We start from the raw sequence: 18,276 nt of genomic DNA on the forward strand, positions 1-18,276 counted from the left end.
CGGGGGGGGGGGGCTGGTGGGGGCGCCCCGCCCCCGTGTCACTCCAGGGACTCCAGCGGCTCCAGGAACTCCAGGCGGTTGCCGACGGGATCCTCCGAATAGAAGCGCCGGTGCCCCGGCAGGTTGTCGTCCCAGACGACCGCGCCCCCGGCCCGCGCCACACGGTCGGCGAACGCCTCGATCCCGCGCACCCGCAGCCCGGGATGGGCCTTCCTGGCAGGGCGGAAGTCCGCTTCCACCCCCACGTGGAGCTGTACGGCTCCGGCGGCGAACCAGCAGCCGCCTCTGGCGGCGAGCACGGGCGGCTTCGGTATCTCGGTCATGCCCAGGACACCGCCGTAGTAGGAGCGCAGCAGGGGTTCGCTGCCGACGGGCGCGGCGAGCTGGACGTGGTCGACGGCTACTAACATCAGGCGGCCTTCCTGGCGACGGCGAAGATGCGGCGGAACGGGAACACGGTGCCGTGCGGGCCCTCGGGGTAGTACTCGCGCAGCCGCTCGCGGTACTGGGCGAGGAACGCCTCGGTGGCGGCCCGGTCGTCCCTGAGCGCGGTGAGCACGGGCCGCAGGGCGGTGCCCTTCACCCAGTCGAGGACCGGGTCCTCGCCCTGGAGCAGCTGGTGGTACGTGGTCTCCCAGACGTCCGTCTCGCAGCCGAGGTCGGTGAGCCGCTGGAGGTACTCGGCGGGGTCGAGGATGTGGACGAAGCGCCGGCCCTGGTCACCGATGCGGTCGCGCCACTCGGCCGAGGCGCACAGCTCGCCGAGCAGGGCGTGGCTGGGCGAGGTGAAGTTGCCGGGGACCTGGAAGGCGAACGTGCCTCCGGGCCTGAGTCCGCCGATCCAGGAGGCGAAGGACTCGGGGTGGTTGGGCACCCACTGGAGGGCGGCGTTGGAGACGATCAGGTCATAGGCGTCGTCGGGCGTCCAGTGGGCGGCGTCGGCCGGCCGGAAGTCGAGCCAGCCGCCGCCCTTGGTGGTCCCGGCCCAGTCCTTCTCGGCCCGCTCCAGCATCTCGGGCGAGAGGTCGAATCCGGTGATGTGGGCGTCGGGCCAGCGGTCGGCGAGCAGGACGGTGACATTGCCGGGACCGCAGCCGAGGTCGGCGATGCGGGCGGGCCGGTCCTGGGTCGGAAGCTGCGGTATTCGCGCGAGCAGATCGAGGAACGGCCGGGTGCGGTGTTCCGAGTGTCGCAAGTACTGCTGTGGGTCCCACGTGGGTGCGGCGGAGTCCACGGAATGCATGTTCGAAGCCCCCTTGCTGGAACGAGTTGCCGAAGCGGAACGGAGTTCCGGCCCGGTCCCTTCCCCATAGTCAAGAAGACTATATCTTGACATCAAGATTCTTGACAACGAACTTCTTCATACCAAGAGACTTTACGTCAACAGACCCTCTACACTGATCGTCATGGAGGACGAGGTCGACCGACTGGTCGCTGCATGGCGCCGCGAGCGCCCGGACCTCGACGTGGAACCGCTCGAGGTGCTCAGCCGTGTCTCACGCCTGGCCCGGCACCTCGACCGCGCCCGTCGGCTCGCCTTCTCCGAGCACCAGCTGGAGCCGTGGGAGTTCGACGTCCTGACGTCCCTGCGCCGGGCCGGCGCGCCCTACCAGCTCTCCCCCGGCCAGCTGCTCACGCAGACCCTGGTCACCTCGGGCACGATGACCAACCGGATCGACCGGCTCACCAAGAAGGGCCTGGTCGAGCGGCTGCCCGACCCCAGCGACCGGCGCGGCGTGCTCGTCCGGCTCACCCCCGAGGGCCGCGACCGCGCCGACCAGGCGCTGGCCGGCCTCCTGGCGCAGGAGCGGGCCATCCTGTCCCGGCTCTCCCGCACCCAGCGCGGCGAACTGGCCGATCTGCTACGCCAGTTGACCGCCCCGTTCGACAACATCCCCGGCTAGGGCCGGCCCGGGGGCGTCCACCGGCCCCACCCCGGCCCGCCGCGCCAACGCGACGGCGGCCAGGGTCGAATGGACCCCGAGCTTCCCCAGCACGTTCTGCATATGAGTCCGCACGGTGTGCGGGGAGAGGAACAACCTCTCGGCGACGGCCTTCCTGCCCAGCCCCGCCACCATGCAGCGCAGCACCTCGCGCTCCCTGGGCGTCAGCGACTCGACGAGGGCCTCGCTCTCCGTACGGTGCCGCCGCGCCTCCGTGAGCTCCCGCAGCACACCCGTGAGGAGCGCCGGCGGCAGATGCGTCTCGTCCCGCAGCACCCCTCGTACGACCGCGAGGAGCCGCTGCAGCGAGCAGTCCTTGGCGACCCAGCCCCAGGCCCCGGCCTGAAGGGCCAGCGCGGCCCGGTGGGCGTCGTCCTTCTCGGCGACCACCACGACACGCAGCTGCGGCCGCCCCTCCCGCAGCCGGGCCACCAGAGGAACGCCGTCGCCGTCCAGATCACCGTCGAGCAGCACGACGTCGAACCTCCGCCCCTCACCGGCGGCCCGGTCCAGGCAGCGCAGGGCGGCGGGCCCGCTCCCCGCCGCCGCGACCTCGACATCGGGCTCAGCGGCCAGAGCGGCGGCCAGCGACTCGGCGAAGACACGATGGTCGTCCACCACCAGAACCCGGATACGGGCCACGGACACCCCCAACTGGTCGAGGAACGGCCCGGCGCGGGCACGACGCCGGGGACAGGAACCGCCGGTCGCACGGCCGCCGCCGTGGATGACAGTTACCCCGCCCCGGGCGCCGTACCCGGCGGGTCTCGATACCCCTGAGATCAGCACCGGCCCCCACCGGTGCTGCGACCAAAGTACAAGCAGCCCACCACTGCCGAAGGGAAAACGCGGAAAGGCGTGAACCGAACGGGAGCGGGGGCCGTGCAGGGGACCGCGTTCGGGACGTAAAGCGTGATGTGTGGCGCGGAAACAAGGGGCTTCACTTCTCGACGAACGAGCTCCGCGCCGTAAATCATGCAGTCCCGAACGCGGTCACCGGAGCGGCTCCCGCGTCACACCAGCCGCCGCGCCCCCGCCGACGGCACGGCGGCGAAGACGCCGGGCTCGCCGTAGCCGGCCCCACGGAACGCACCCCGCACCGCATCGGCAACGGAATCGGCGGCACCGGCCGGGACCAGCACCACCGCGGACCCCCCGAACCCGCCCCCCGTCATCCGCGCCCCCAGCGCCCCCGCCCCCACCGCCGCCGAGACCGCGAGGTCCAGCTCCGGGCAGGAGACCCGCAGATCGTCGCGCAGGGACGCGTGCCCCTCGACGAGCAGCGCGCCGACCGCCCGCATGTCGCCCCCGGCGTCGAGCAGTGCGATGGTCCGCTCCACCCGGTCGTTGTCCGAAACGACGTGCCGGACATAGCGACGAACCGTTTCGTCGCTCAAACGCCCGAGCGCGTCAGGCAGGTGCGCGGCACTCACCTCGCGCAGCGCGCGCACGCCGAGCGCCCGCGCACCCGCTTCGCACCCGGCGCGCCGCTCCGCGTACGCGCCGTCCCCGAGCGCGTGCTTCACGCGGGTGTCGACGACGAGCAGCCGCAGTCCGGCGGCGGCCAGGTCGAAGGGCACCTGACGGTACGACAGGTCACGGGTGTCGAGGAACAGGGCGTGCCCCTCCTCGGCGCACGCGGAGGCCATCTGGTCCATGACGCCGCACGGCACGCCGACGAAGGCGTTCTCGGCGCGCTGGGCGAGCTGGGCCAGCCGCGGCCGGTCGAGGCCGAGCCCGTACAGGTCGTTCAGGGCGAGCGCCGTGACCACCTCCAGGGCGGCCGACGAGGAGAGCCCGGCGCCCGCCGGCACGGTGGACGCCAGGTGCACGTCGGCGCCGCCCACCGGGTGCCCGGCGTCGCGCAGCGCCCAGACCACGCCGGCGGGGTACGCGGCCCAGCCCTCGACGCCGCCGGGCTTCAGGGCGTCCACGGCGAGCTCGACCACGCCGCCCTCGACGTCGCGGGAGTGCAGCCGCAGGACCCCGTCGTCGCGACGGGACACCGCGGCCACGGCGGTGTGCGGCAGAGCCAGCGGGAGCACGAAGCCCTCGTTGAAGTCGGTGTACTCGCCGATCAGGTTGACCCGCCCGGGAGCGGCCCAGACCCCGTCGGGAGCGTGCCCGTACAGCTCACCGAACTCCGCCGCGACACCACTCATCCTCGCTGGTTCTCCTCTTCCTTCTTCCGGGCGAAGGCCCAGGCGTCCGAGACGATGTCGGCCAGGTCGGGCCGGGACGGCGTCCAGCCGAGCCGCTCGCGGGCGGCGTCGGCGGAGGCGACGAGGACGGCGGGGTCGCCGGCGCGGCGCTCCGCCATGACCTCGGGGACGGGGTGGCCGGTGACCTTGCGGACGGTCTCGACGACCTCGCGGACGGAGAAGCCGTTGCCGTTGCCGAGGTTGCAGATGAGGTGCTCGCCCGGGGTCATGGCGTCGAGGGCGCGCAGGTGGGCCTCGGCGAGGTCGGCGACGTGGATGTAGTCGCGGACGCAGGTGCCGTCGGGGGTCGGGTAGTCGTCGCCGTAGACGTTGATCGCGTCGCGCTTACCGAGGGCCACCTGGAGCACCAGCGGGATGAGGTGGGACTCGGGGTCGTGGCGCTCGCCGCACTCCTTGTAGGCGCCGGCGACGTTGAAGTAGCGCAGCGAGACGGCGGCGAGGCCGTGGGCGGCGCACTCGCCCGTGATCATGTGGTCGACGGCGAGCTTGGTGGCGCCGTAGGGGTTGGTCGGCGCGGTGGGCGCGGACTCGGTGATCGGGACGGTCTCGGGCTCGCCGTAGGTGGCGGCGGTGGACGAGAACACGAGACGGCGGACGCCGGCCTCGCGCATGGCGGCGATGAGCGCCATCGTGCCGGCGACGTTGTTGTCCCAGTACTTCTCGGGCTTGGCGACGGACTCGCCGACCTGGGAGAAGGCGGCGAAGTGGAGGACGCCGTCGTAGGAGGAGTCCAGCCACTTGGCGGCGTCCTGGATGCGGCCCTCGATGAAGGCGGCACCGGCGGGGACGCCCGCGCGGAAACCGGTGGAGAGGTCGTCGAGGACGGTGACCTCGTGCCCCGCCTCCAGGAGGTGGGCGGCGACCGTGCTGCCCACATAGCCGGCCCCGCCCGTCACCAGGTACTTACTCAACTGCTTGCCACCTCTCGGAGTCTGTCGGCCGCGGACTCCGGCGAGACGTCGTTCATGAACGCGCCCATGCCGGATTCGGTGCCCGCGAGGTACTTCAGCTTGCCAGAGGCCCGGCGGACGGTGAAAAGCTCCAGGTGCAGCGCGAACTCGTCGCGGTCCTCGGTGGCCGGCGCCTGGTGCCAGGCGGCGATGTACGGGGTGGGCGGGGCGTCGGTGCCGAAGAGGCGGTCGAAGCGCCGCAGCAGCTCCAGGTAGAGCCGGGGGAGCTCGGCGCGGGCGGCGTCGTCGAGCGCGGTGAGGTCGGCCGCCCGCCGGTGCGGGTAGAGGTGGACCTCGTACGGCCAGCGGGCGGCGTAGGGCACGAAGGCGGTCCAGTGCTCGCCGGCGAGCACGACCCGCTCGTCGTTCCGTTCGCGTTCGACGAGGTCGTCGAAGAGGTTGCGCCGGGTGTGGGCGCGGTGCGCGACGGCGTTGCGGAGCATGGTGGCGGTGCGGGGCGCGGTGAACGGGAAGGCGTAGATCTGCCCGTGGGGGTGGGCGAGGGTGACGCCGATCTCGGCGCCGCGGTTCTCGAAGCAGTAGACCTGTTCGACGCCCGGCCGGGCGGAGAGCTCTGCGGTGCGGTCGGTCCAGGCGGCGAGGACGAGGGCGGCGCGCTCCTCGGTCAGGTCGGCGAAGGACGCGGTGTGGTCGGAGGTGAAGCAGACGACCTCGCAGCGCCCGTGTTCGCCCGACAGCGAGGGGAACCGGTTCTCGAAGACGGCGACCTCGTACTCCGCGGCCGGGATCTCGCTCTGCCACTGCCCGGTGGAGGGGCAGAGCGGGCAGCTGTCGGCCGGTGGGTGGTAGATGCGGCCCTGCCGGTGGGAGGCGATGGCGACGAACTCGTCGAGCAGCGGGTCGTAGCGGATCCCGGACGCGGAGACGACGGGTTCGAGGGGCCGGCGGTCGACGGCCTCGCGGCCGCCGCTGTCGTGTGCGTCGAAGTAGATGAGCTCGCGCCCGTCGGCGAGCCGGGTGACGGTCTTCTTCACGTGCACGGTGGACGGCTCCCTCGGCCTCCAGTGAACAGAACCTCCCATAAAAAACCACAACCAAACATCAGTACGCAACAGGCAGCCACGATCGACCACCCATAGGCAGTACGCGCTACCCGCGCTGCGCCGGCACCCGGTCGAGCAGCCCCGTCCGCGCCGCCAGCGCCGCCGCCTCCAGGCGCGAGCCCACACCCAGCTTCATCAGGACCCGCTGCACATGCGTCCGGGCGGTGCTGGGCGCGATCGCCATGCCCGCCGCGATCACCCGGGTGTCCTCGCCCTCCGCGACCCGGACCAGGACCTCGGCCTCCCGCGGGGTGAGCAGCCGGAGCAGCCGGAGCCCCTCGTCGTCGGGCTGCGCGGCCGGGTCGAGCAGCTCGGCGAAGGCGCTCTGGATGAGCTGCGGCGCCACGGCCGCCTCGCCGGCCCGGGCCTTCACCAGGGCGCGCTCGACGCCCTCGATGCGTTCGTCGTGCCGCACGTAGCCGGACGCCCCGGCGGCGAAGGCGGCGGCGATGCCGCGCGGCGAGGGGACCGGGCCGAGCACGACGACGGCGATCTGCGGGCGCTCGCGCTTGATCCGTACGACGGGGTCGAAGACGCCCGGCTCGGCGGGCGCCGACGTCCCGAGGAGGCAGACCTCCGGTGCCCGGCTCACCACCAGCTCCGCGGCCCCGGCCACCGGCGCGGCCGCGGCGAGCACCCGGTGCCCGCGCAGCTTCAGCGCCGAGGCCAGCGCCTCCGCGTGCAGTCGGTGGTCGTCGACCACCATGAGCCGAACCCCCATCGTCGTCCCCCTCCCGGGCCAGGCCGTCCCCCGGCCTCCGCCCTGCCCCGGCAAGCTACACACTCCCCCGCCCCGCTTTGCCCCAATCGCGCGAAAACACCGAGGGCCCCTCCGTCCCGGAGGGGCCCTCGGTGCGGTCGTGTTGACGACCGGTCGGCGATCGGCAGGTGATCGACAGGCGATCAGCCCGCGGTGGCGAAGCCGAGCGCCAGGTACTGCTTGCCGTACGCGGACGTGGTCTTGCTGACCAGTGTGTCGGCGATGAAGAAGTGGCCGCCGCCGTAGAGGTACTCGGCACCGGTCGAGCTGAAGCTCGTCTCCGCGTCGCGGGTCGTCTTGTCGGCCGGGTTCTCCATCAGGAGCGTCGACTTCATCGTGCCGCCGTTGATGGAGACGATCTGGCCGCCCTTGTCGTACGGCGGGACCTTGTACGCGATGAGGTCGCCGCCGTCCATGCGCAGCGGGATCAGCGTGTACTTGTCGCCGGCGTCGGCCTTCGCGGGCAGCGTCTGGCCGGTGTTCAGGTCGAAGGCGACGATCTCGTTGGTCTCGTCGCCGTACTCGCCGGTGCTGCCCTCGTGCTCCTCGGTGGGCACGTACAGGCGGTTGTTGCCGACCGCCAGCATCGTGCAGCCCTCGACGTGGGTCGAGCGGCAACGGCCCGCGTAGTGGTCCGAGTCCGCCGTGATCTTGGCCTTGAGCTTGCCGGTCTTCTCGTCGATGGAGAAGAAGTCCGAGATGCCGCTGCCGTCACCGGCCGCGTCGTTGACGTCGGCCGCGACGACCAGCGGCTTGGTGGACACGATCGCCGCGTAGTCGACGCCCGTGGGCATCTTGAACTGCGAGATCGGCGCGCCGGTCAACGGGTTGAGGTTCTGGACGGTGACCGTCGGGTCGTCGTACGAGCCGCACTTGCGCACCGCGACGAGGCCCTCGCCGCCGCCGTAACCAAGGTCCTCACACTCCTCCGCGTTGGCCTGCGGCTTCCAGCGCGGGTTGCCGTTGGCCAGGTTGAAGGCGGCGCCGCCGTCGAGGCCGCCGGCCGCGACGGTCTGGCCGGACAGGGTGACCTCGGAGAAGGAGGCCTTCTTGCTGCCGAGGGGGAGCGAGGCGGTCCACACCAGCTTGCCGGTGGTGAGGTCGACCAGGCCGACCTCGGTGCACGGCTGGTAGTAGCGCGGCGCGACCCGCTTGGTGGCCTCGAAGAGGATCGGCACCTTGAAGTCGGTCGTCATGTGGCGCGAGGCGCCGCAGACCTGGCCGGTCAGCGGCAGCGTCCACAGGACCGTGCCCTTGTCGAGGTCGTAGCCGACGACCGAGTTGACGCCCGTCTTCACGTACGCCTTGTCGGTGATCCAGGAGCCGGAGACGTCGGTGACGTCTCCGACCGCGGGCACCGCGACCTGGAGGGTGAGCTTGGACTTCGGGTCGGCCGGGGCCTTCTCCTTGCCGTCCCCGCCGACACCGCCGCCGTCCTTACCGCCGTCCTGACCGCCGTCCTTGCCGCCGCTCGCGGCACCCGACGTGCCCTTGGCGTCGTCGCCCTTCTCACCGCCGCCGGAGTTGGCGTACCAGAGGCCGCCGCCGATCAGCAGCACGACCGCGACGACCGCCGCGATGACGATCTGCATCTGCGCCGACAGCTTCTTCCCGCCGCCGGAGCCACCGGGCACGGGCGGGGGCGGAGCCTGCGGGTACGGCTGCTGGTAGCCGTACTGCGGCGCCTGGGGCTGCGGAACGGTCGGCGGCTGCGGGTACTGCGGCTGCTGGTACGGAGGCTGCGGCGGCTGCTGCGGATAGCCGTACGGCGACTGCTGCGGAGGCTGCGGCGGCTGCTGCGGCATCGGCGCGCCGAACCCGCCCGGCGGGGGGTCCTGCGGCGCACCGAAGCCGCCCGGGGGCGGCCCCGGGGGCTGGTTCGGCGGGGGTGGCGGCTGCGTCATGGCATTCGTACCTCAGGGAGAAGGAAGGAGGGAAGGGCGCGGTGCGTCACTTGCCGTAGGCCATCATCGTCTTCGTCTCCTTCTCCTCCTGGTCGTTGGCGGCGGAGACCCGGCCGGCCGCGATCACGAAGGTGCCGTTGGAGTAGGCGTACCCGGCGTCGTAGAAGGAGCTCTCGATCTCGGCCGTGGCGACCTGGTGCTGGAGCACCACCTTCGGCGCGCCGCCCGTCGGGGCGAGGGTCGCGACCGCGCCGCCCTTGTCGAACTTCGGCTGGACGTAGAGCAGCACGTCCGAGCCCTCCATGCGCAGCGGCGTCATCTGCTGCTCGGCAGGGGCCTTGGAACGCCACTTCTGCTTGCCGGTGTTGAGGTCGAAGGCGACGACCTCGTTGGACGTGCCGTAGGAGGCGTCGGTGGCCATGTAGAAGGTGTTCGCGTCGGCGGCGACACCGGTGCAGCCCTGGAGGTTCTTGCCGAAGATGACGAAGGTGCCGCCGCAGCGCGGGGCGAACTTGTCGTTGGCGCCGCCCTGGATCTGGGAGCGCAGCGAGCCGTTGGCGTTGAGCGCGAAGACGCTCCACTTCTTCTCGTCGCGCTGGGTGGCCGAGATGACCAGCGGGTTGACCGAGTAGACCCGGTCGACCTCCCAGGTCTCCTTCAGCTTGAAGGTCCACTTGGCCTTGCCGGTGACCGGGTCGATTTCGCTGACCGCCTGCTGTTCCTTGTTCACGTCGCCCGAGGGGCACTTCATGGCGGCGATCAGCTTGACGCCACCGGCGAACGCGATGGGCTTGCACTGGTCGGAGGAGCCGGCGGCGTAGCCGAAGAGCTGCTTGCCGTCGGCGAGGGAGAAGCCGTAGGCGCTGCTGGTGCCGGCCGCGGTCACCGTGTTCCCGCTGATGGCGAGGGTGTTGTCGGAGAAGGAGAAGAAGCCGGTGCCCTTGGGGACGGACTTCTTCCAGCCGGCCTTACCGGTGGTGAGGTCCACCTGCTGCAGCTCGGTGCACTTGGCACCGTCCTTGGCGTTCTCCTCGTAGCCGAAGACCATGGCACCGTTCGCGCCCGGCTCCGGCGGCGCGGCGCACAGCTTGAACGGCAGGTCGAGGTGCCACTTGGGGGAGCCGTCGGCCAGGCTGTAGCCGTCGACGCCCTTGAACATGCCCTTGACGACGGTGTCGCCGACGATCCACGGGCCGAAGACGTCGGCGCCGTTGCGCGGCAGGTCGACGTTGTTCTTCAGCAGCCAGTTGACCTTCGCCTCGCCGGGCTTGCGGCCGGCGTTGAGGTCGTCCTCGCCGCCATCGCCGCCGTCGCCCTTGCCGTCGCCCTTGTCGACGGACTCGGTCGGCTTGGGCGTGGCGGTGGTGGAGTTGGTGGGCTTGGCGACCGGGTCCTCGTTGCCGCCGCCGCTGAACGCGAACCAGGCGCCGCCGCCGATGACGAGCAGCGCGGCGGCGGCCGCGGCGATGATGACGCCGGGCTTGCCCTGGAAGGGGTTCTTGCCGCCACCGCCGCCGGGCGCGGGCGCGCCGGGCATCGGGGCGGTCGGGTAACCGCCGTAAGGATTCGGCTGCTGGCCGTAGGGGCCGGGCTGCTGGCCGTACGGGCCCGGCTGCTGCGGATAGCCGTACGGGCCGGACTGCGGCTGCTGCGGGGGCTGCTGCGGGTAGCCGTACGAGCCGGACTGCGGCTGCTGCGGCTGCTGCGGGTAGCCGTACGGTCCGGGCTGGGCCTGCGGGGTCTGGGGCACGGTCGGCGGCATGGGCGGCGCGGCCGGGGCCTGCGGCGGCATCGGCGGCGCGGCCGGCGCCTGCGGCGGCATCGGCGGCGTGGCCGGGGCCTGCGGCGGCACGCCCTGTCCGAGGCGCGGGTCCGGGTCGGGTGCGCCGAATCCCTGCGGCGGCGGCTGGTTGCTCGGCGGCTGGGTCATCAGCGCTTCCCCCTTGAAAGTGAGCGGGTTTTCTTTCTACCACTCACCTGATGGCGCAAAAGAGACCGGTCCGTCCCTTGTACCCAAGGGAGGACCGGCCCGTGATGCCCTCGTTACGCGTCCTCTACGACTTCTCTACGCGTCCTCGGCGAGTTCCAGCCACCGCATCTCCAACTCTTCCCGCTCCCCCGCGAGTTCCCGGAGCTCGGCGTCCAGCTTGGCCACCTTCTCGAAGTCCGTGGCGTTCTCGGCGATTTGGGCGTGCAGTTTGGTCTCCTTCTCGGAGACCTTGTCGAGCTGCCGCTCGACCTTCTGCAGCTCCTTCTTCGCGGCGCGCGCGTCGGCGGCGGACACTCCGGCCTTCGGCGCCGCGGCGGGCGCCGGGGCCGGGGTGGCGGCCTCGATCATCCGCTGGCGCCGCTCCAGGTACTCGTCGATGCCGCGCGGCAGCATCCGCAGCGTCTTGTCGCCGAGCAGCGCGAGGACGCGGTCGGTGGTGCGCTCGATGAAGAAGCGGTCGTGGGAGATGACGATCATCGAGCCGGGCCAGCCGTCGAGGAGGTCCTCCAGCTGGGTGAGGGTCTCGATGTCGAGGTCGTTGGTGGGCTCGTCGAGGAAGAGCACGTTGGGCTCGTCCATGAGGAGCCGGAGCAGCTGGAGCCGGCGCCGCTCGCCGCCGGAGAGGTCGCCGACCGGCGTCCACTGCTTGTCCTTGCCGAAGCCGAACTGCTCGCACAGCTGCCCGGCGCTCAGCTCCCGGCCCTTGCCGAGGTCGACGCGGTCGCGGATCTGCTGCACGGCCTCCAGGACGCGCAGCTCGGCGGGCAGCTCGGTGACGTCCTGGGAGAGGTAGGCGAGCCGCACGGTCTTGCCGACGACGATCTTTCCCTCGGCCGGCTGCTTGTCGCCCTCGGAGACGGCGGCTTCGGCGAGGGCACGGAGGAGCGAGGTCTTGCCGGCGCCGTTGACGCCGACCAGGCCGATGCGGTCGCCGGGGCCGAGCTGCCAGGTGAGGTGCTTGAGCAGCACCTTCGGGCCGGCGGTGACGGCCACGTCCTCCAGGTCGAAGACGGTCTTGCCGAGCCGGGCGTTGGCGAACTTCATCAGCTCGCTGGTGTCGCGGGGCTCCGGCACGTCCGCGATCAGGGCGTTCGCCGCCTCGATCCGGAAGCGCGGCTTCGACGTGCGGGCCGGGGCGCCGCGGCGCAGCCAGGCCAGCTCCTTGCGGACCAGGTTCTGCCGCTTGACCTCCTCGGTCGCGGCGATCCGCTCGCGCTCGGCGCGCGCGAAGACGTAGTCGGAGTAGCCGCCCTCGTACTCGTACACCGTGCCGCGCTGCACGTCCCACATGCGGGTGCAGACCTGGTCGAGGAACCAGCGGTCGTGGGTGACGCAGACCAGCGCCGAGCGCCGGTTGCGCAGGTGCTGGGCGAGCCAGGCGATGCCCTCGACGTCGAGGTGGTTGGTGGGCTCGTCGAGGACGATCAGGTCCTGGTCCTCGATGAGCAGCTTGGCGAGCGCGATCCGGCGCCGCTCGCCACCGGACAGCGGCCCGATGACCGTGTCCAGGCCCTTCTCGAACCCCGGCAGGTCCAGCCCGCCGAACAGCCCGGTCAGCACGTCCCGGATCTTGGCGCTGCCCGCCCACTCGTGGTCGGCCATCACGCCGATCACCTCGTGCCGGATCGTCGCCGCCGGGTCCAGCGAGTCGTGCTGCGTCAGCACCCCGAGCCGCAGCCCGCCGCTGTGCGTGACCCGCCCGCTGTCCGCCTCCTCCAGCTTGGCGAGCATCCGGATCAGCGTGGTCTTCCCGTCGCCGTTCCGCCCGACGACCCCGATCCGGTCCCCTTCGGAGACGCCGAGGGAGACCCCGTCGAGCAGCGCACGGGTGCCGTACACCTTGCTGACGGACTCGACATTGACCAGATTGACGGCCATTTCACTCCTGTACGGGGGGATCGCTCGACATTCCAGGGTAGACGGGCGGGAGGGGTGCGGGAGCGCCCCCTCGGACCCGCCCGGCCCGCTCCACCGGGAACCAGCCCGCCGGCGCCGGCGCGACCGCGGCCGGTGCGGTCACGCGGACCGCCACGAGTGTGGCCGTGTGGCCCGGGCGGGGCGGCGGATCATGCCGTCGGCGCGCAGGAAGCCGAGCTGGTGGATCGCCGGCCGGACGAGGGCGAAGTCGAGGAACTCGGCGTACGGCACGCCGGCCGCGAACCGCAGCACGTCCACCACGACCGCGCCCGCGACGAGCCCGGCGAAGCGCCCCAGCCGTATCGCTCGTGCAGCGCGAGCAGCGGCGGGGGGGTGAGTACGGATGGCGGGCAGCGGTCGGCCGCGCGGGCGACCCCACGGCCCCGGCTGCGCCTTCCGGCACCTGGCGGGCCGCCATCTTCATGAGGTGTCGCACCCCTCCAAGGAGAAGCCCATGCCCCGTCTTCCCCGCCTCGCCGCCCTCGCCGTCGGCACCGCCGCGCTCGGCGTGCTCGCCGCCGGGCCCGCGCCCGCCGCGCCCGCGACGGCCGGTGATCCGACCGTGTCGGATCCGGGCATCCTCGCCCACTTCGACTTCGCCAAGGGCCAGACGCCCGAGAACATCGCCCTGGAGCCCGACGGCTCCGCCGACGTGACCTTCGCCTTCGCCGGGCAGGTCGCCCGCGTCGACCTGTCCGGCCACACGGAGATTCTCGCCCAGCTGCCGCCGGTCGCGAACCCGCAGACGCCGAACATCGGGGCGGCGATCGCCACCGGCATCGCCCGCACGCACGACGGCGTCCTGTACGTCGCCTACGCCACCGGCACGGCCGAGACCGGCATCTGGCGCATCGCACCCGACGGCAGCGCGCCCGAGCAGATCGCCAAGCTCCCCGCCAACTCGCTGCCCAACGGCATCGCGATCGACGAGGAGTGCGGCACCCTCTACGCCGCCGACTCGGTGCTCGGGCGGGTCTGGAGCCTGTCGCTCGACGACCCGAAGCCCAGGGTGTGGGCGTCCGGCACCGAGCTGCTGCCGTCGGCCCCGAACGGCTTCGGCGCCAACGGGCTGAAGCTGCACGACGGCGCGGTGTGGGTGACCAACACCGACCGGGGCACGCTGCTGCGCATCCCGATCGGGCCCGACCCGGACCGGGGCGCCGGACCGGTCCAGACCCGGGCGACCGGCCTGGAGGGCGTGGACGACTTCGCGTTCACCGGGCACGGCGACACCGTGCTCGCCGCCCGGATCCTGCTGAACGAGCTCGACCTCGTACGCGCCGACGGCACCCACAAGGCCGTCCTGACCGCCGCGGACGGGCTGCAGAACCCGACCTCCGTGGCGGTCGACGGCAAGACGGTCTACGTGAACAGCGCCGCCTACTTCACGAAGCCGGACCCGGACCCGAACCTGCTCCTCGCCCGCATCTCCCAGGACAAGTAGCCGCTCGGGACAAGTAGCCGCTCGGGAGAAGCAGCCGCTCAGAGCAGGCAGCCGCTCAGGACGAGCGGCCGCTCAAGCAGTCACTCAGGCCAGTACGGTCGCCCCGGCCGCCGGGGCGGTCGCCACCCGGGCGGTCCGGCAGGTGCCGGAGGCGACCAGGGCCGCGGCGACCGCCTCGGCGGCCTCCGCGTCCTTCACCAGGAACGCCGTCGTCGGCCCCGAGCCGGAGACCAGGCCCGCGAGCGCGCCCGCCTCCGTGCCCGCCGTCAGGGTGGCGGCGAGCGAGGGCCGCAGGGACAGCGCGGAGGGCTGGAGGTCGTTGGCGAGGGCGCCGGCGAGGGAGGTGGCGTCACCGGTGCGCAGCGCTTCGAGCAGCGCGGGCGAGGCGACCGGCTCCGGCACGGCCACGCCCTCGTTCAGGCGGTCGAACTCGCCGTACACCGCCGGCGTCGAAAGACCGCCGTCGGCGACCGCGAACACCCAGTGGAAGGTGCCGCCGACCGGCAGCCCGGTCAGCCGCTCACCGCGCCCGACCCCGAGCGCCGCGCCGCCGACCAGGCTGAACGGCACGTCGGAGCCCAGCTCGGCGCAGATGTCGAGGAGTTCGGCGTGCGGGGTGTTCAGGCCCCACAGCGCGTCGCAGGCGAGCAGCGCGCCCGCGCCGTCGGCGCTGCCGCCGGCCATGCCGCCGGCGACCGGGATGTCCTTGACGATGTGCAGGTGCACGTCGGGCGCGATGCCGTGCCGGGCGGCGAGCAGTTCGGCGGCCCGCGCGGCCAGGTTGGTGCGGTCGAGCGGCACCTTGTCGGCGTCCGGGCCCTCGCAGGTGACCGTCAGCTCGCCGGAGCCGGCCGGGGTCGCCGTGACCTCGTCGTACAGCGACACGGCGAGGAAGACGTTGGCCAGGTCGTGGAAGCCGTCGGGCCGGGCGCCGCCGACCGCCAGCTGGACGTTGACCTTCGCCGGAACCCGTACGGTCACGCTCACTTCTGCTCCCCCTGGACGGGCTTGTTCTCGGCGATCCGGGCGAACTCCTCCACGGTCAGCGCCTCGCCCCGCGCCTGCGGCGAGATCCCGGCCGCCACCAGCGCCTCCTCGGCCGCCGCCGGCGAGCCCGCCCAGGTCGCGAGCGCGGCCCGCAGGGTCTTGCGGCGCTGCGCGAAGGCCGCGTCGACGACCGCGAAGACGTCCTTCTTGGCCGCGGTCGTGGCGATCGGCTCGGTGCGCCGGACCAGCGAGACGAGTCCGGAGTCGACGTTGGGCGCGGGCCAGAAGACGTTGCGGCCGATGGCGCCGGCCCGCTTGACCTCCGCGTACCAGTTCGCCTTCACCGACGGCACGCCGTACACCTTGTTGCCCGGCCGGGCCGCGAGCCGGTCCGCGACCTCCGCCTGCACCATGACGAGGGTCCGCTCGATGGTCGGGAAGCGGTCCAGCATGTGCAGCAGGACCGGGACGGCGACGTTGTACGGCAGGTTCGCGACGAGCGCGGTGGGCGGCGGGCCCGGCAGCTCCTCGACGTGCATGGCGTCGGAGTGGACCAGCGCGAAGCGGTCCTTCTTCTGCGGCATGCGCGCGGCGATCGTCGACGGCAGCGCCGCGGCGAGGACGTCGTCGATCTCGACGGCCGTCACCCGGTCCGCGGCCTCCAGGAGCGCGAGGGTGAGGGAGCCGAGCCCGGGGCCCACCTCCACCACCACGTCGTCCGGGCGCACCTCGGCCGTGCGGACGATCCGCCGCACGGTGTTGGCGTCGATGACGAAGTTCTGGCCCTTCTGCTTCGTGGGGCGGACGCCGAGGGCGGCGGCCAGCTCACGGATGTCGGCGGGGCCGAGGAGGGCGTCGGGGCTGTCGGGGCCGGTGGTGGTGCTCACCGGTACAGCGTACGGGGCGCCCGTGCGCCCGATACACGGCTCACCGCCCCGACGCCGTCACTTGTAGAGCCTGCGCCCGCAGTGCGGCCACGGGCTCGCGCCCCGCGTCACGTACAGCTTCTTCGCCCGGAACGTCTGCTCCGCCGCCGTCGCCTCCTGCGCCACGCCGCTGCCGCCGAGGGCGCGCCAGGTGCCGGGGTCGAACTGGTAGAGCCCCCCGTACGTCCCCGACGGGTCGACGGCGCCGGGCCGGCCGCCCGACTCGCAGGCGGCGAGCGCGGCCCAGTTCAGGCCGTCGGCTCCGGCGACGGAGCCGGGCAGCGGGCGGGTGCCGACCCGCACCTTCTGGGTGACCGGCTCGCGCACGGTCTCCTCGGCGATCCGGCGCGGCCGCTGCCGCACCCCGTTGACCGTCCGCAGGGCGTACGTCACCCGGCGCACGCCCGGCACGCCCGGCTGCTCGACGAGCTCGGTGCCCGCGAACAACTCCGGGTCGGGGGTCTGCTCGACGGCGTACGGGACGGGCTCCTCGCGGATCTCCTGGCCGCCGGTGATCCGCAGCACGGTGATCGTCTGGCCGTCGCGCGGGAAGGAGTCGAGCGGCACGGAGGTGGTGTCCTGGCCCGCGAGGGTGAGCCCGGCCTCCTCGACGGCCTCGCGGACGGTGGCCGCGTTGGTGCGTACGGTCCGCTCGTGGCCGTCGGCGAGGAAGGTGACCGCGCGCTCGGTGCGCACGTCGAGCGCCAGGCCCTGCCGGGAGATCGGCGCGCCGCGGGAGACGGACAGGTACGCCCCCTCGGCCCGCACCCCGAGCTGGCGCAGGGCGCCGTCCACGGTCCTGGCCGTCGTCCACACCTGGCGGCGCTGCCCGTCGAGGGTGAGGGCGACGGGGCGGCCGTAGCGGACGACGACCTCGTCGCCGCTGACGAGGTCGGCGCCCGGGGCGGGGGCGACGATGTCGTGCTCGCCGACCGCCAGGTCCTCGGCGGCGAGCAGCTCGTCGACGTCGTCGGCGAAGGTGTGCAGGGTGCGCGGGACGCCGTCGACGGAGAGCCGGACGGCCTTGTCGTTGGCGACGAAGGCGCTGGTGCCGCCGGCGAGGAAGGCCACGACGAGGGCCTGCGGGACGATCCGGCGCAGACCCTCGGCGGCGGGCGGGGCGGCCTTGCGGCGCCGGGCGCCGCCGGCCCGGTGACCCTGGGGAGTGTTCACGAGGCCGGGACCCTAGCCGCGCGGCCGGTCACTCTCCACGACACTCCGACTACGACACGTAACCGTTATGGATCGGTGACCGACGGCTCGGGTCGCCCGGTGGTCCGGGGCTCAGTAGTCGAACGCGCGGGCCGTGTTCACCGCGATCGCCGCCGCCAGCTCCTCCTCGCCGATCCCGCGGACCGCCGCCATGGCGCGGACGGTGACCGGGATCAGGTACGGGGCGTTGGGGCGGCCCCGGTAGGGCGCCGGGGTGAGGAAGGGGGCGTCCGTCTCGACGAGGACCAGGTCGAGCGGGGCGACGGCGAGGGCGTCGCGCAGCGGCTGGGCGTTCTTGAAGGTGACGTTGCCGGCGAAGGACATGTAGTAGCCCTTGGCGGCGCAGATCTCGGCCATCTCGGCGTCGCCGGAGTAGCAGTGGAAGACCGTCCGCTCGGGCGCGCCCTCCTCGTCGAGGACCCGCAGCACGTCGGCGTGGGCCTCGCGGTCGTGGATGACCAGGGCCTTGCCGTGGCGCTTGGCGATCTCGATGTGGGCGCGGAAGGAACGCTCCTGCGCGGCCATGCCCTCGGGGCCGGTGCGGAAGTGGTCGAGGCCGGTCTCGCCGACGGCGCGCACGTACGGGAGGGCGGCCAGCCGGTCGATCTCGGCGAGCGCGTCGTCGAGCGCCGCGTCCCCGCCGGCCTGGCGGGCGCCCTGCCGGGACCAGCCGTCCGGATCGCCGAGGACGATCCTGGGCGCCTCGTTGGGGTGCAGGGCGACGGCCGCGTGCACGTTCTCGTGCGCGGCGGCGGTCTCCGCGGCCCACTGCGAGCCCTTGATGTCGCAGCCCACCTGGACCACGGTCGTGACGCCGACGGCGGCGGCCTTGACGAGGGCCTCCTCGACGGTGCCGGACTGCATGTCGAGATGGGTGTGCGAGTCCGCGACCGGGACCAGCAGGGGCTCGGGCAGCGGCGGCGGGGCGTCCTTGGAACTCATGGCCCCGATCGTACG

Annotated in this window: 16 protein-coding genes and 1 pseudogene; 2 read left to right on the forward strand and 15 right to left on the reverse strand. The window is 72.8% G+C overall.

Features of this window, described 5'->3' with window-relative positions; all coding sequences use genetic code 11:
• Positions 1-38 precede the first annotated feature (38 nt).
• Positions 39-410: a glyoxalase gene (locus ACWEJX_RS25260; protein WP_451609686.1), complete on the reverse strand. Its 372-nt coding sequence runs from the start codon at positions 408-410 to the stop codon at positions 39-41.
• On the reverse strand, positions 410-1,243 hold the full coding sequence (locus tag ACWEJX_RS25265; RefSeq protein ID WP_451609687.1) for a trans-aconitate 2-methyltransferase: 834 nt from the start codon (positions 1,241-1,243) through the stop codon (positions 410-412). Before ACWEJX_RS25265 ends, ACWEJX_RS25260 begins: the two co-directional genes overlap by 1 nt.
• A gap of 163 nt (positions 1,244-1,406) precedes the next feature.
• Between ACWEJX_RS25265 and ACWEJX_RS25270 the strand changes: the two genes are divergently transcribed.
• Positions 1,407-1,904 carry a MarR family winged helix-turn-helix transcriptional regulator gene (locus ACWEJX_RS25270; protein WP_451609688.1) on the forward strand — a complete coding sequence of 166 codons (498 nt, stop codon included), beginning with the start codon at positions 1,407-1,409 and terminating at the stop codon, positions 1,902-1,904.
• Here ACWEJX_RS25270 and ACWEJX_RS25275 read toward each other — a convergent pair.
• From ACWEJX_RS25275 to ACWEJX_RS25315, 9 genes and pseudogenes are all read right to left on the reverse strand, one after another.
• Complete coding sequence (locus tag ACWEJX_RS25275) at positions 1,863-2,585, reverse strand: LuxR C-terminal-related transcriptional regulator (protein WP_451609689.1); 723 nt, start codon at positions 2,583-2,585, stop codon at positions 1,863-1,865. The two genes, ACWEJX_RS25270 and ACWEJX_RS25275, sit on opposite strands and share 42 nt — an antisense overlap.
• Before the next feature lie 371 nt (positions 2,586-2,956).
• Positions 2,957-4,105, reverse strand: a complete 1,149-nt coding sequence (gene galK / locus ACWEJX_RS25280) for a galactokinase (protein ID WP_451609690.1) — start codon at positions 4,103-4,105, stop codon at positions 2,957-2,959.
• On the reverse strand, positions 4,102-5,076 hold the full coding sequence (gene galE, locus ACWEJX_RS25285) for a UDP-glucose 4-epimerase GalE (protein ID WP_451609691.1): 975 nt from the start codon (positions 5,074-5,076) through the stop codon (positions 4,102-4,104). Before galE ends, galK begins: the two co-directional genes overlap by 4 nt.
• Positions 5,073-6,110: a galactose-1-phosphate uridylyltransferase gene (galT, locus tag ACWEJX_RS25290; protein WP_451609723.1), complete on the reverse strand. Its 1,038-nt coding sequence runs from the start codon at positions 6,108-6,110 to the stop codon at positions 5,073-5,075. The genes galE and galT overlap by 4 nt, the downstream gene beginning before the upstream one ends.
• Before the next feature lie 115 nt (positions 6,111-6,225).
• On the reverse strand, positions 6,226-6,900 hold the full coding sequence (locus ACWEJX_RS25295) for a LuxR C-terminal-related transcriptional regulator (protein WP_451609692.1): 675 nt from the start codon (positions 6,898-6,900) through the stop codon (positions 6,226-6,228).
• 182 nt (positions 6,901-7,082) lie between these two features.
• Positions 7,083-8,843, reverse strand: coding sequence for an outer membrane protein assembly factor BamB family protein (locus ACWEJX_RS25300; protein ID WP_451609693.1), 1,761 nt, complete (start codon positions 8,841-8,843; stop codon positions 7,083-7,085).
• Positions 8,844-8,889: 46 nt separating this feature from the next.
• Positions 8,890-10,773 (reverse strand): outer membrane protein assembly factor BamB family protein, encoded by a 1,884-nt coding sequence (locus tag ACWEJX_RS25305; RefSeq protein ID WP_451609694.1) that lies wholly within the window; start codon positions 10,771-10,773, stop codon positions 8,890-8,892.
• A 135-nt stretch (positions 10,774-10,908) separates the two neighbouring features.
• Positions 10,909-12,711: an ABC-F family ATP-binding cassette domain-containing protein gene (locus ACWEJX_RS25310; RefSeq protein ID WP_403800555.1), complete on the reverse strand. Its 1,803-nt coding sequence runs from the start codon at positions 12,709-12,711 to the stop codon at positions 10,909-10,911.
• A 174-nt stretch (positions 12,712-12,885) separates the two neighbouring features.
• Positions 12,886-13,079 (reverse strand): annotated as a pseudogene (locus ACWEJX_RS25315) (acyltransferase family protein); the annotation flags it as partial.
• A gap of 125 nt (positions 13,080-13,204) precedes the next feature.
• Here ACWEJX_RS25315 and ACWEJX_RS25320 point away from each other — a divergent pair.
• Positions 13,205-14,194 (forward strand): hypothetical protein, encoded by a 990-nt coding sequence (locus ACWEJX_RS25320; protein ID WP_451609695.1) that lies wholly within the window; start codon positions 13,205-13,207, stop codon positions 14,192-14,194.
• 84 nt (positions 14,195-14,278) lie between these two features.
• Here ACWEJX_RS25320 and ACWEJX_RS25325 read toward each other — a convergent pair whose 3' ends face one another.
• The 4 genes from ACWEJX_RS25325 to ACWEJX_RS25340 all read right to left on the reverse strand — a co-directional run bounded on the left by ACWEJX_RS25325 (position 14,279) and on the right by ACWEJX_RS25340 (position 18,261).
• Positions 14,279-15,181: a 4-(cytidine 5'-diphospho)-2-C-methyl-D-erythritol kinase gene (locus ACWEJX_RS25325; protein WP_451609696.1), complete on the reverse strand. Its 903-nt coding sequence runs from the start codon at positions 15,179-15,181 to the stop codon at positions 14,279-14,281.
• Entirely contained in the window at positions 15,178-16,068 is an 891-nt protein-coding gene (gene rsmA / locus ACWEJX_RS25330; protein WP_451609697.1) for a 16S rRNA (adenine(1518)-N(6)/adenine(1519)-N(6))-dimethyltransferase RsmA, read from the reverse strand. Before rsmA ends, ACWEJX_RS25325 begins: the two co-directional genes overlap by 4 nt.
• Positions 16,069-16,125: 57 nt before the next feature.
• Positions 16,126-17,280, reverse strand: a complete 1,155-nt coding sequence (locus ACWEJX_RS25335; RefSeq protein ID WP_451609698.1) for a ubiquitin-like domain-containing protein — start codon at positions 17,278-17,280, stop codon at positions 16,126-16,128.
• Between the two features lie 111 nt (positions 17,281-17,391).
• On the reverse strand, positions 17,392-18,261 hold the full coding sequence (locus ACWEJX_RS25340; protein ID WP_451609699.1) for a TatD family hydrolase: 870 nt from the start codon (positions 18,259-18,261) through the stop codon (positions 17,392-17,394).
• Between the last annotated feature and the right edge of the window lie 15 nt (positions 18,262-18,276).

This window comes from Streptomyces sp. NPDC004788, assembly GCF_053601115.1.